Below are 12,278 nucleotides of genomic sequence, written 5' to 3' on the forward strand. Positions count from 1 at the left end.
GCACTGGCGCCGGCGTACGACGGTTGTGACGCGTGGTCGATATCCTTCGCGGGGGCGGGTTGCGCCAGTCGCGATCACGCGATGACACGCGGCGGCGTCGACGCCTCCGCCAGCTGAAACAGGCAATCGCCACGCTGCACCTGCGCCGGCACGCGCTTGCACACCACTTCGCCGTCGCCCTTGAAGCGATGCAGCACCGGCTCGCGCAGCGGCGTGTCGGGGAAGTGCACCCACGCGGCCGGCTGTCCGGCCTTCACCTGGTCGCCGAGTTCGACGAGCGGTTCATACAGCCCGCGCTCGTATGCATAGACGAAGTGGCGATCGCCGTCGACGCGCAGGAAGCGCGTGACGGTCGGCGGCGCGTCGGGCACGAGCGCGCCGCGCAGCAGCCCGATATGGCCGAGGTAGTGCAGCAGCCCGTGGCGGCCGAGCCGGATCAGCGACGGATCGGCCATCCCCGCACCGCCGAGTTCGGTGACGATCGAGATCGCGCCCTGCCGGCGCGCGGCCGATGCGGAATGCACCGGGTTCGGCGCGTGCAGCAGCGCGTTCGGCAACCCGAACGCGACGAGCAGCCCGTTGAGCTTCTTAGCCTCGTCGTCGTCGAGCGGGTCGATCGCGAGCATGTTGCCGCCCTGGTACAGCAACGAGCTGCCGCCCGAATGCAGGTCGACCAGATACTGCGCGCGCGACAGCAGCGCATGCTCGATGTAGTGGGCGATCATCTGCGTCGGCGTGCCGGTGGGGTCGCCGGGAAAGCTGCGGTTCAGGTTGCCCTCGTCGAGCGGCGACACGCGCAGGCCCGCGTCGGCCGCGGGGAAATTCGCCATCGGCAGCAGGATCAGCTGTCCGCTGACCATCTCCGGGTCGATCTCGCGCATCAGCTGCGACACGATGATCTGGCCTTCGTATTCGTCGCCGTGATTGCCGGCCATCACGAGCGCGACCGGGCCGTCGCCGTTGCGGATCGACGCGATCGGGATCGGCAGCCAGCCGTACGCGGAGCGATGCACGGAATGCGGCAGGCGCAGGTAGCCCGCATGCTTGCCTTGCGCATCGAGATCGATTTCGCAGTGGATGGGATTTCGGTGTGAGGAAGAGGAGGCGGTCATGGCGACATCGTTCGAAGAACGGGAGTCTGCCATCTTATCGGGAAACGACCGTCGCGCGGCGCGCGCGGTGCAGGCGATGCCGGACACCGTCAATCGGCCCGCGCGCGAAGGCGCGACATGCGCAACCGGAGCGGCCGCGCGCGATGTTGCAGCGCTGAAACGCATGCCGGCGTGCGAGCGGGTGGCCTGCGCACGCCGGGTTGCGCGTCAGCCCCTTGTCGCGACAGGGCCGGCGCGCATGATCGCGTCAGCGACCCGACGTTTCAGCTTCGATACGACCTTCTTCCCACAGCGCCCAGAAACGGCTGCCGGCGCGATACGGATTCGCGCGCCGCGCCGCGTGATCGGTGATGCCCTGGCGAAATGCGCCATACAGCGTCAGCGGCGGGCTGTCGACGCACGCGGCTTCACGGGCGGCCGGCGGGCGGTGCTCGGAGACGAGCCGCCGGATCAGCGCGGCGCCGTCGATCACGTCCAGTTGATCGATCGTTTCCGTGCGGCTGATGACTTCGACGGTATTCATGTTGGGCTCCCCGACGTCGTGTTTCACAGTCAAGGAGCAATAAGAGTGCCAGCGATGAATTGCCGCGCGCCGCAGCGATCGTGCAGGCTTCTGCGGCGAACGTGGCGCGCGGCGCGGGCCGATGTTACGGAACACGTCACGTGACACGGCCGCGCGTGGCGAAACACATGCGCACGTGCGCCGGCCGATGAAACGCGTTTCGGAAATGAATCGCGGGGGAACGAATGCAGATGCGGGGCGCGCCGCGCGCTCGCTCAGTTCGCGGTCGCGGGCGCCATGCGACGGCTTCCCGCCGAATAGAAACGGTAGATCCCCTTGCCGCCCGACTTTGCGTCGTACAGCGCGCTGTCGGCCTGCCGGATCAGTTCGTCGGGCGAGCCGTGTCCGTCGTCGAGCGCGATGCCGATGCTGATCCCGAGGCTGACGGTCGCGCCGATCGACAGCGTGTACGGCGCGGAAATCTGCCGGATGATGCGCGCGGCGAGGATCGAGCACGCCTGCATCGTCGTGTCGTCAATCGCGACGACGAACTCGTCGCCGCCGATGCGAGCCGCCAGCTCGCCGGGCGGCAGCGTCTTGCCGAGCCGCTCGGCGACCTGCGTGAGCACTTCGTCGCCGGCCTGGTGGCCGAACCGGTCGTTGATCGCCTTGAAGCCGTCGAGATCGAGATACATGACGGCAAGCGCAGGGCTCGGCTGGCGCGGCCGATGCGCGAGCCTGCGCCTGAGTTCCGCATGCAGTTCGTGGCGATTCGGCAAGCCGGTCAGCGCGTCGTGCCGCGCGAGGTGCCGGATGTGCTGCTCGGCGCGGCGGCGCGTGGTGACGTCCTCGACGATGACCACCGCATTGCCGTCCGGTACGCGATGGCGCGTCAGTTCGAGCTGGCGCCCGTCGGCGAGCGCGATGTCGAGCGGCACGGGTTCGTCGCGGCTCAGCCAGACCGCGCACTGCGCGGCGAGGCCCGCATGGCCGGGCTCGGTCACCGCGTTCGCGCCGAGCGCCGCGATGACGTCGGGCAGCGGGGTGTCCAGCATGATTTCGCGCGGCGAGCCGAACAGCTGCGCGGTGCGCCGGTTCGCGACGATCACGCGGCTTTCGCCGTCGATCATGCACAGGCCGTGCGGCATGTAGGTGAGTGCGGCATCGAAGCGCGCGACGAGCTCGGCGTTGCGCTGGCGCGCGGCGATCAGCGCGACCAGCACGCGGTAATGGCGCTCGACGACCGTGCGCATCGCCGCGAGATAGATCACGAGCGGCGGCAGCAGCAGCCATGCGCCGGGCCGGTGGGCCAGCAGGGCGCCGACGCCGATCGGCAGCACGCCGAGCGTGACCTGGGTCATCGCGAGCCGCGGCAGCGCCGAATTGCGCGACGCGATCCCGCCGAACACGCCGCCCGCGACCATCACCGACAGCGTGCCGAGCTCGACGTCGGACGCGTCCACGCAGCCCATCACGCCGAGACCAAGCAAGAAACACGCGGCGAGCGACACGGGGGCATAGTGCCGCGCCCAGTATTCGGCGCGATCGTCGCCGGCGGCACGGCGTACCGCGTACGCGCGTGCGATCGCGAGTCGGGCGGCGAGCAGGCCGACGTCGGCGACGAGCCACACGAAACACCAGAGTTGCTGCAGACGGATCAGCGCGATCGCCGCGACGAACGCGCTGGCGACGCCGGACAGCGCCATCGGGCGCAGGTCCTCGAACAGCGTGACGAGCATCGACGGACGCAGTGCGTCCGTCACGCGGTGATTACCGCAGGGGGGAGTGGCGAGAACGGCGTTCAGGAGGCGCGCCTTGACTGCCATGGCTCTTTTGACCTCGACACGGTGCGATTCATCGCCGGCAGCCCCGCGCGGCAGGTGGCGGGATGACCGGCGAGCCGGATGCGCACGACATTACCATGAAATATCGGCCGCGCGTGCCTGCGGGGGGCGTCGGCGGGTAGTCGTAAACCACGCTTGCGAGCGCCTTGCGGATTCGCCGGTGCGGGGGCAGGATCGTTGCCAACGGGACGATGTCGGGCGGCCGCCGCGACCGGGCGCCGCAGCCCGTCCGAATCCCGTTATAAGAAATTCAATAAGTATTTCATGCGAGAAATACTATAGGCGATATATCCAAAACAATGCCAGAATGCGCGCCGCTCCGAACGCCGCGACACCCGATCGCCGTACGAGCCGCATCAGGAGGTTCCCCCACATGCAAAACCACGGCCTGTCACGGCGGGGTTTTCTGAAAGCCAGCGTGCTGGCGGGCGTCGCGGTCTACGTCGCGCCCATCGGCAGCCGCGCGTTCGCGGCGCTCTTCGAAGAAAAACTCCTCACCCCGGTCAAATGGGATAGCGTCACCGGCATCCCCCAATTCCGCATCGACGGCATCGCGAAGGTCACGGGCTCGAAAGTGTTCGCCCGCGACGTGCGCGCGGCCGACATGCCGCACTGGCCGCAGCAGCAGTCGCACGCGCTGATCCTGCGCGTCACGCAGGCTGATCGCCTCTACGAAGGCTTCGACCTGTCGCTGCTCGGCGACGAACTGAAGCCGGACCGCGTCGTCACGGCCGACGATCTCGCGCGCGACGGCGTCGCGTTCCCGACGTTCTACGGCGACGACATGCTGTTGCCCGCCGGCAAGACGCCCGCGTATCTCGGCCATGCGGTCGCGATCCTCATCTACCACGACTTCGCGCGCTTTCGCTTCGCGAAGAACGCGCTCAAGTTCCGCGACGACGTGATCCGCTACGGTGCGGTCACGGGCCCGCTCGAGCGCGATCCGTGGGGCACGTTCCGCTACGTGCGGGTGGGCGGCAAGACGGCCTACGACGACGATGTCTACTCGAGCCTGAAGGACGCGCCGATCTTCCCGAGCATGATGCGCAAGCACCTGCCGGTCTGGCCGGACGGCAAGGAACACGGCAAGCTCGACGAGCAGGGGATGTTCCTGGCCGGCCAGATCGCCGCCGAACTCGATCGTCCGTCCGCCGACTGGCTCGTGTTCGACCGCGAGTACAACACGCAGTCGGTCGATACCGCCGCGCTCGAACCCGACAACGCGAACTGCTGGTACGACGCCGCGACGCAGTCGATGCACCTCGTCGTGCCGACCCAGTCGCCGCTCGAAGTGGCGGAGAACGCGGCCGCGATGGTCGCGAAATGCCGCTTCCCGGTGAAGAAGCTGTTCGTGCATCCGTGCTACACGGTCGGCTACGGCTCGAAGGATCACTGCAACGTGCCGTTCTACGGCCTCGTCTGCGCGCTGTACGCGGACGGCCGCCCGGTGCGGTTCGCGAACGACCGCTACGAGCAGTTCCAGACGTCGCTGAAGCGTCACGCGTTCAAGATGCATTACCGGATCGCGGTCGATCGCAACACGGGCCTCCTGCAGTCGTTCAAGGGCGACTTCGAGGCGAACGGCGGCGGGCGCTCGAACTTCTCGCCGTCGGTCGCGATGGTCGGTGCGACGGCCGCGCAATCGATCTACTACTTCCCGAAGAGCGACCTCGCGGCGGTCGCGATCGCGTCGCGCGCGATCGACGCCGGCTCGGCCCGCGGCTACGGCACGCTGCAGAGCATGGCCGCGACCGAGATGGCCGTCGACGAAATCGCCGCGCAACTGAACCTCGACCCGATCGATTTCCGCCTGCGCAACGCATTGCGCTCGGGGATGAAGAACACGCAGGGCGCGATTCCCGCCGGCGCGCTGCGCGTCGAGGAAGTGCTGGAGCGCGCGAAGCAGCATCCGCTGTGGACGCGTCGCGCGACGCGCAAGGCCGAATTCGAGGCCGCGAACCCCGGCAAGCGCTACGGCGTCGGCTTCGCGTGCGTGCAGAAGGATTTCGGCACGGGCGCCGAGGCATCGTTCGCGAAGGTCGAATTCGACGAGAACGGCAAGGTGTCGCTGCATCACACGGCCGCGGAGATCGGCACCGGGATGTCGACGTCGCAGGCCGTCGCGGTCGCGAAGTGGCTCGGCCGCCCGGCGACCGACGTGCGCGTCGCGCTGACCGAATGGCCTGACCTGCCGGTCGAGACGAGCGGCGATCCGTACCTGATGTCGCAGGCCGACCAGGATCGCCTGAGCGCGAATCCGCGCTGGTCGCCGAGCTACGCGTCGCCGTCGAGCGCGACGAACTCCGCGTACTACTTCACGCACAGCACGCGCGAAGCCGCGCGCGCGGTGTTCCGCTACGGGCTGTGGCCGGCCGCGATGTCGATCTGGACGCGCGGCCTCGGCGGCGGCCAGGCCGCGCCGTACGCGATCCGTATCGAGGACGCGCGCTGGGTCGACGGCAAGCTGACCGCCGACGGCCTCGAGCCGCTGACGTTCGAGCAGCTCGCGAAGCAGGCGCATGCGCTCGGCTTGCCGACCGGCGCCGTCGTGCATGTGTTCAACCGCTGGCAGTGGACCGACGCCGAGTTCGAGGTGGGCGGCATGGTCGATCGTCTGCCGGTCGATGGACTGTCGTTGCGCGTCGGCGCGCCGAAAACGGGCGACGACGGCCCGCTGCCGGGCACCGCCGCGCCGGCGGGCGCGACCGCGATGCGCGGCACGCTGGCGCCGACCGCGAACGGCTACCGTGTGCTGGACCGCAAGCGCGTGTTCATTCCGCCGACGAGCCGCAACAACGCGGCCGTCACGTACTACACGGCGGTCGGCACGCTGGTCGAGCTGGCCGTGCACGAAGCGACCGGCAAGGTCGAGCTGCTCACGCATCACTCGATCATGGAGTGCGGTAACCAGATCTCGCCGCAGCTCGTGTCGGGCCAGTTGCAGGGCGGCCTAGCGATGGGCATCGGCCATGCGCTGCACGAGTCGCTGCCGCTTTACGAAGACGGCCCCGGCAACGGCACGTGGAACTTCAACCGTTATCCGCTGCCGCGCGCGACCGACGTCGCCGTGTGGTCGCAGACGGACGACATCCTGCCGCCGCTGTCCGAGACCGATCCGCCGAAGGGCGTCGCCGAAGTGGTGATGATCCCCGTCGTCGGCGCGATCGTGAACGGCATCGCGCACGCGATCGGCCATCGTTTCACCGATTTGCCGGTGACCCCGCAAAAGATTCAGGAGGTGCTCGCATGACGACCGCCCAAACCGCGGCTTCGGCCGCGAGCGCCAGCGCGGCTGCGACCGCTGCGTCCGCGCCGAACGCGGCTTCGGCCGCCCCGGCATCCGCATCGGCCGCGCCCGCTGCCGCGCCGGCCGCCGTCGAGCGTCCGCTCGTCCGGTTCCAGCAGAAACCGCTGTCGGTGAACATCAACGGCAAGTCCGTCGGACCGATGCAGGTGCCGGAAGGGCTGATGATGATCGAGTTCCTGCACGAGTACGCAGGCCTCACCGGTTCGCGGCTCGGCTGCGGGCAGGGCGTCTGTCACGCGTGCGTCGTGATCGTCGACAAGCCGGACGGCACGAGCGAGGAGATGCGCACCTGCATCACCGGCGCGCACTTCTTCCACGGCCGTTCGATCCGCACGATCGAGGGCCACGCGAAGCGCAACGACGCGGGCGAGGTAGTCGAGCTGTCGCCGATCCAGCAGAAGTTCCTCGAGCACTTCAGCTTCCAGTGCGGCTACTGCACGCCGGGCTTCGTCAATGCGGCGACGGTGCTGATCGAGCGCCTGAAGCGCGAGCCGATTGCGAAGGCCGACGTCGAGCGCACGATCACCGACGCGTTGAACGCGCATCTCTGCCGCTGCACGGGTTACGTGCGCTACTACGCAGCCGTGAAGGACGTGATTTTGACGACGCCGGGACTCGTGAAGGACGCCGCATGAAACGCACATTCGCCCATCGTGCCGTGCGGGCCGCACGCTTGCCCGCACTCGCGGCCGTCTGCGCGCTGCTGCTCGCCGCCTGCGGCGGCCATGACGCGCCGGTCTCGAGCGCGGCATCCGGCGCGCCCGGCGCCGACCTGGTCGCGCGCGGCCGCTATCTCGTCAAGGCCGCGGACTGCGCGGCGTGCCACACCGCGAAGGACGGCGCGCTGTTCGCCGGCGGTGCGCCGCTCGAATCGCCGTTCGGCACGTTCTACGGCTCGAACATCACGCCCGACAAGGATCACGGGATCGGCAGCTGGAGCGCGGACGACTTCTACGCCGCGCTGCACGACGGCAAGGCGCCGGGCAAGCGGCTGTATCCGTCGATGCCGTACACGTCGTACCGGCAGCTCACGCGCGCCGATAGCGACGCGATGTACGCATACCTGAAGACGGTCAGGCCGGTCGCGCAGGAAAACCGCGCGCACGCACTCAAGTTCCCGTACAACCTGCGCTTCGGCATGGTGTTCTGGGACATGGTGTTCCTGAAGGACAGCCTGCCCGACGCGTCGAGCGGCCGATCCGCCGACTGGCAGCGTGGCCGCTACCTGGCGGGTGCGCTCGGCCATTGCGCGGAATGCCACACGCCGCGCGCGTTCACCGGTCAGCTCGACGACGCGAAGCCGTTCGCGGGCGCCGCGCTCGGTCGTGTGGCCGCGCCGGACATCACGCCGGCCGGCCTCGCCGCGCGCGGCTGGACGGGCGCCGACCTGCAGACGTTCTTCGGCGTCGGCATCGCGCCGCAAGGCTCGGCATTCGGGGAAATGTATCCGGTCGTGCACCTGAGCACGCAAACCATGACCAAGGACGACCTGCGCGCGCTGTCCGTGTACCTGCTCGGTGATACGCCGCCGGCACCGCAGCCGGTGAAGCCGGTGTCGGCCGACGCCGCGCAGCTCGCGGCCGGCCGCTCGGTGTATCTCGCGGTGTGCGCGGGTTGTCACGGCCTGAACGGCGAAGGCAAGCCGCACGTGGCGGTGCCGATGAACGGCAATTCGACGCTGCGTCAGGGCGACTCGCGCAACCTGCTGGTCGCGATGCTCGACGGCATCGACGAGCAGAAGTTCGCCGGCTTCGAAAACCTGCAGCCGATGCCGGGTTTCGCGCATACGCTGAGCGACGACGAACTCGCGCAGCTCGCGAACTACCTGCGTGCGACGTGGGGCGGCCAGCCCGCGAACGTCACGCCGGCCGACGTGAAGGCCATGCGTCAGTAAGTCGTGCGGCGCAGCGGGGCGCCGCGCGCGAGGCGGCCGGTTTCCGGCTGCGCTCGCGCACGGCGCTCCGCCCGTACCTGTCCGGCGGCGCTTCAGTAGCCGCCGCCCCCTCCGCCGCCACCACCCCCTCCGCCGCCTCCGCTGCCGCCCGCGCCGCCATACCGGCTCATGCCGGCTCCTTGCGATACGCCGCCGCCTGACGACGTACATCCCGCCGACAGCACCAGCATCAGCGCCGCGAGCAGTGCCGCGGCCAGTCTTGCCGATTTCATTTCACGCTCCTTGCGCAGGCCGCGCGGCCGCGTGGTTCGCATGAACCGGCGCCGCGCGAAGACGAAACGTTTCCGTCGCGCGGTTTATTCCATGCTTTTTGCGTATCGGCACGGCTCAGTGTGCGTCGCCTGCCGGTGCCGGATCGGCTGCCCGGCACGGCCGCTTGGTACACTCCGGCTCGCCGCCATTCCGATTCCCACGACAAAAACCATGAGCGCCACTCGCGAGCATCCGCCGCGCAAATCATCGAGCCCGTCCAATCCGGTCGTGTTTGGCTGTCTGTCATTTACCTTCGGCGCGCCGCTGGTCGCGGCGCTCGTGTGGCCAAGCGTGATGCTGGTTGCGTGGTCCGTGATCAACGGCCCGCATTGGGACACGCTGAAACTCTGCGCGGGCATGGTGCTGATGATCCTTGGCGCGTCGTTCTTCCTGGGCTATTTCCTGCCGGCGACGCTCGCGGGAGGCATCATGGGCGCGATCGGCACGCGCATCCGGCGGCGCTGGTTCGTGCTGCTGGGCACGATCGTCGGCACCGGTCTGATGGTCGGTTACGTGCTGCTGCAGTCCTATCTGCTGAACGACGGCGAAATCGGCGGGATCAACGTGATCGCGATACTCGATTCGATCGTGACGTCGGCCGTGATGTCGCGCTGGCTGCATCGACGGCTCGAACGCGCGCGTCCGAGTTGAATCGGTGCGTCAGCGGGCGCTGTGCGATCGACGTGTGACGGCCGGGACGATGGCGCGCATGAACCGGACGAACCGAGGTCGTACGGCAACGCGCAGCCGGGGCGGGCGGTGCGCCCCGGCGACTCGCTGCATGACAGGCAACGGGTGATGCGTGGCCGGGAGGCCGCCGTCGCGGCGGCATCCGATCAACGATAGACGAGATCGGCGCGGCGATTCTGCGCCCACGAATCTTCGTCGTGGCCGGGCGCGACCGGCTTTTCCTTGCCGAGGCTGACCGCTTCGAGTTGCGTCGCCTGAACGCCCAGCGTTTCGAGCGCGCTCATTACGGCTTGCGATCGGCGCTGGCCGAGCGCGAGGTTGTATTCGGACGTGCCGCGTTCGTCGGTGTTGCCCTGGATCAGCACGCGGCGCGACGGGTGGCTGCGCAGGTAGTCGGCGTGCGACTGCAGCAGCGACTGGAATTCCTGCTTCACCGAGTACTGGTCGAAATCGAAGTAGACGCTGCGCTTGGCAAGCGGGCTGTTCGGATTGTTCAAATCGTCGGTCGTCACCGTGGCGACCGCTTCGCTCGACGGCGCCGGCGCCATGCCGGCATTCTCGGGCGTTTTCGTCGCGTGGTGACAACCCGCCAGCAGGGCGAAAGCTGCCAGGACCGCAAACCGGTTCGTTTTGCTCATTGTGCGTCTCCTGCGGTTGACTGCGAGGAAAGCGTCGTGCCTGCAAACCGGCACGTCACGAATCCGGCCGAGACGCCACGAAAGTGCCGGCTTCCGTGCGCAGTGCGATGCGCTTTCGTAAGCCGGCGATGTGTCAAATGAAAGATTGTCTCGGCCAGAACGCCGAATTCACGGCGCCGCTGCAACTAGATTAGGAAAAATGTCACAGCGTGACCAGTTTCTCCGTCTATTTCACGCAACAACGACGCGGGACGCATTCTTGCTTGCGCGGGCGCAACAGGATCCGCTAGCGCGATGCGCGATTTCGGTGCGCGCGCACCGAGCTTGGCCCGATCGTCAGAACTTGTGCCGCAACCCGAGCGCGACCACCAGCTGGTTGCTGCTGGCGGACGGTGTCATCGTCCAGACGGTCGCGTTGAACGCGGGATTGCCGTTGCCGCCGCTCACGCTTTGATAGACGGCTTCGAGATACGCGTCCGTGCGGGGCGAGAGCGCATAGCCTGCCTGCGTGACCACGTGGTTCCATTTCGGGCGCGTCTGGCCGGTGCGCGTGTCGAATCGGCCCATCGTGTACGTGTACGCGGCGGACAGGCTGAACGCCGGCGAGACGAAGAAGCGGCCGTCGACCGTGAAATTGTCGAAGACCAGCGATTCACCCTTCAGCGGCGTGATGCCGCCGCCCTGGAGCACGCCGCTCACGCCGTCGGTGGCCGAGTGCGACCACGCGGCGCCGACCGAATGCTGGCCGAACGCATAGCGGCCGGCCATGGCCCAGATCTGCTGGTTGCCGCCCGTGATCGTCGCCGAGCCGTCGACCGTGCTCAGTGCGCCGTCCGGGTTTGGCGCGTTGCGGTCGCGGCTGATCTTCAGGTAACCGGCGCCGAGCTTCAGCGGTCCGTTCGCATAGCCGAGCCCCGCGCTCCACACGGCGTTGTTCGAGAACGCGCCGGCCGTGTTCGAGAACCCGTACAGCGCGCCGAACGTGAGCCCGCGATACGTCGCGCTCGTGTACTTCACCGCGTGATTGATGCGCAGGTTGCGGTTCGAGTCGTCGTTGTCGTACGGATGCACCGCGAGGTTGCCGCCCCAGCCGGGGCCCGACGCGCCGAGCGGCGTCACGAAATCGAGGATCGGGTCGTACTGGCGGCCGAACGTCAGCGTGCCGGCCGTGCGCGAACTCACGCCGACCCATGCCTGACGGCCGAACATGTCGACGCCTTTCTGCGACAGCTTGCCGGTCGTGCCCGAGAAGCCGTTTTCGAGCGCGAAGACCGCCGCCGTCCCGCCACCGAGATCCTCGCGGCCGCGCAGCCCCCAGCGCGATGCGTTCAACGCGCCGCTCGTCAGCGCGACGCTGCCGCTGCCCGGCGAACCGGTGCCTTGCGTACGCTGGTGGGTGGCATAGGTGATCGACGTGTCGATCAGGCCGTACAGCGTCACGCTGCTCTGCGCGTGCGCGACGCACGGAATCAAGCCGGCCACGCAGGCGGCAATCGCGGTCGCGGGGAGTGCGCTAGTGCGGTGGCCGCGACGGACGGCATGCGTCGCGGCGGCGCGCGCGCGGGCACGCTGGCCGATTTTGTAGGAATGCATAGGATTTTTATCGTTGGTCTCCGGCCCGATCGCCGGTGGGTCGCGTCGGCGCGTGGGCCGACGGATCGAGCGGCCATTATTGGAGATCGTGCGACCGTCGATTAAGGCGCTGCACAGGAAAGGTCCTCTGCGAAATCGCATGGAATCGCGACGTCGCGGCGCAGCCGGGGTGCGGCCAGCGCGCGGGGCACATGCACGGATGTATGTGCGAGTTAGCGGCGGGCAAGCGGTAGTGCGGCGTCGGCGCCGCCGCGCCAATACGCGGCACGAACCGCGATCGCCCGCGCTTCGAGCGCGTCCGCGGAGAGCGCCGGCCGCAACCGGACGGCCACGCGCGGCAGCGACGCAAGCTGGTTGCGCAGGCAAACGATCGCGTCGCGGCATCG

Annotated in this window: 10 protein-coding genes; 4 read left to right on the top strand and 6 right to left on the bottom strand. The window is 68.4% G+C overall.

Annotated elements, in window-relative coordinates; genetic code table 11:
• Nucleotides 1-74: 74 nt before the first annotated feature.
• The 3 genes from ACVK00_RS11595 to ACVK00_RS11605 form a co-directional block, all read right to left on the bottom strand.
• Nucleotides 75-1,112 (bottom strand): succinylglutamate desuccinylase/aspartoacylase domain-containing protein, encoded by a 1,038-nt coding sequence (locus ACVK00_RS11595; protein ID WP_228907671.1) that lies wholly within the window; start codon nt 1,110-1,112, stop codon nt 75-77.
• A gap of 247 nt (nt 1,113-1,359) precedes the next feature.
• On the bottom strand, nt 1,360-1,635 hold the full coding sequence (locus ACVK00_RS11600) for a hypothetical protein (RefSeq protein ID WP_228907670.1): 276 nt from the start codon (nt 1,633-1,635) through the stop codon (nt 1,360-1,362).
• 254 nt (nt 1,636-1,889) lie between these two features.
• Entirely contained in the window at nt 1,890-3,440 is a 1,551-nt protein-coding gene (locus ACVK00_RS11605; RefSeq protein ID WP_284897862.1) for a sensor domain-containing diguanylate cyclase, read from the bottom strand.
• 391 nt (nt 3,441-3,831) lie between these two features.
• Here ACVK00_RS11605 and ACVK00_RS11610 point away from each other — a divergent pair, with 391 nt between their 5' ends.
• From ACVK00_RS11610 to ACVK00_RS11620, 3 genes are read left to right on the top strand one after another with little or no spacing between them, the layout of a single operon-like run.
• Nucleotides 3,832-6,708, top strand: coding sequence for a xanthine dehydrogenase family protein molybdopterin-binding subunit (locus ACVK00_RS11610; protein ID WP_284897864.1), 2,877 nt, complete (start codon nt 3,832-3,834; stop codon nt 6,706-6,708).
• On the top strand, nt 6,705-7,400 hold the full coding sequence (locus ACVK00_RS11615) for a (2Fe-2S)-binding protein (RefSeq protein WP_284897866.1): 696 nt from the start codon (nt 6,705-6,707) through the stop codon (nt 7,398-7,400). The genes ACVK00_RS11610 and ACVK00_RS11615 overlap by 4 nt, the downstream gene beginning before the upstream one ends.
• Nucleotides 7,397-8,659, top strand: a complete 1,263-nt coding sequence (locus ACVK00_RS11620) for a cytochrome c (protein WP_284897867.1) — start codon at nt 7,397-7,399, stop codon at nt 8,657-8,659. The genes ACVK00_RS11615 and ACVK00_RS11620 overlap by 4 nt, the downstream gene beginning before the upstream one ends.
• Before the next feature lie 92 nt (nt 8,660-8,751).
• Here ACVK00_RS11620 and ACVK00_RS11625 read toward each other — a convergent pair whose 3' ends face one another.
• Nucleotides 8,752-8,931 carry a hypothetical protein gene (locus tag ACVK00_RS11625; RefSeq protein ID WP_006755559.1) on the bottom strand — a complete coding sequence of 60 codons (180 nt, stop codon included), beginning with the start codon at nt 8,929-8,931 and terminating at the stop codon, nt 8,752-8,754.
• A gap of 211 nt (nt 8,932-9,142) precedes the next feature.
• Between ACVK00_RS11625 and ACVK00_RS11630 the strand changes: the two genes are divergently transcribed.
• The gene (locus tag ACVK00_RS11630; RefSeq protein ID WP_284897870.1) at nt 9,143-9,622 is read left to right on the top strand and encodes a hypothetical protein; all 480 of its coding nucleotides are present in this window, start codon (nt 9,143-9,145) and stop codon (nt 9,620-9,622) included.
• Between the two features lie 185 nt (nt 9,623-9,807).
• On the opposite strand, the gene pal is transcribed toward ACVK00_RS11630, so the two are convergent.
• Both pal and ACVK00_RS11640 read right to left on the bottom strand, forming a co-directional pair.
• Nucleotides 9,808-10,299, bottom strand: a complete 492-nt coding sequence (gene pal / locus ACVK00_RS11635; protein WP_284897871.1) for a peptidoglycan-associated lipoprotein Pal — start codon at nt 10,297-10,299, stop codon at nt 9,808-9,810.
• 336 nt (nt 10,300-10,635) lie between these two features.
• Complete coding sequence (locus ACVK00_RS11640; RefSeq protein ID WP_284897872.1) at nt 10,636-11,892, bottom strand: porin; 1,257 nt, start codon at nt 11,890-11,892, stop codon at nt 10,636-10,638.
• Nucleotides 11,893-12,278 lie beyond the last annotated feature (386 nt).

This window comes from Burkholderia sp. PvR073, assembly GCF_054055695.1.

What these genes read in the sequence shown, in the direction of transcription:
- ACVK00_RS11610 (WP_284897864.1), top strand. Translation starts at nt 3,832, where the DNA reads ATGCAAAACCACGGCCTGTCACGGCGGGGTTTTCTGAAAGCCAGCGTG.
- ACVK00_RS11620 (WP_284897867.1), top strand. Translation starts at nt 7,397, where the DNA reads ATGAAACGCACATTCGCCCATCGTGCCGTGCGGGCCGCACGCTTGCCC.
- ACVK00_RS11640 (WP_284897872.1), bottom strand. Translation starts at nt 11,892, where the DNA reads ATGCATTCCTACAAAATCGGCCAGCGTGCCCGCGCGCGCGCCGCCGCG.
- ACVK00_RS11630 (WP_284897870.1), top strand. Translation starts at nt 9,143, where the DNA reads ATGAGCGCCACTCGCGAGCATCCGCCGCGCAAATCATCGAGCCCGTCC.
- ACVK00_RS11625 (WP_006755559.1), bottom strand. Translation starts at nt 8,931, where the DNA reads ATGAAATCGGCAAGACTGGCCGCGGCACTGCTCGCGGCGCTGATGCTG.
- ACVK00_RS11605 (WP_284897862.1), bottom strand. Translation starts at nt 3,440, where the DNA reads ATGGCAGTCAAGGCGCGCCTCCTGAACGCCGTTCTCGCCACTCCCCCC.
- pal (WP_284897871.1), bottom strand. Translation starts at nt 10,299, where the DNA reads ATGAGCAAAACGAACCGGTTTGCGGTCCTGGCAGCTTTCGCCCTGCTG.
- ACVK00_RS11595 (WP_228907671.1), bottom strand. Translation starts at nt 1,112, where the DNA reads ATGACCGCCTCCTCTTCCTCACACCGAAATCCCATCCACTGCGAAATC.
- ACVK00_RS11615 (WP_284897866.1), top strand. Translation starts at nt 6,705, where the DNA reads ATGACGACCGCCCAAACCGCGGCTTCGGCCGCGAGCGCCAGCGCGGCT.
- ACVK00_RS11600 (WP_228907670.1), bottom strand. Translation starts at nt 1,635, where the DNA reads ATGAATACCGTCGAAGTCATCAGCCGCACGGAAACGATCGATCAACTG.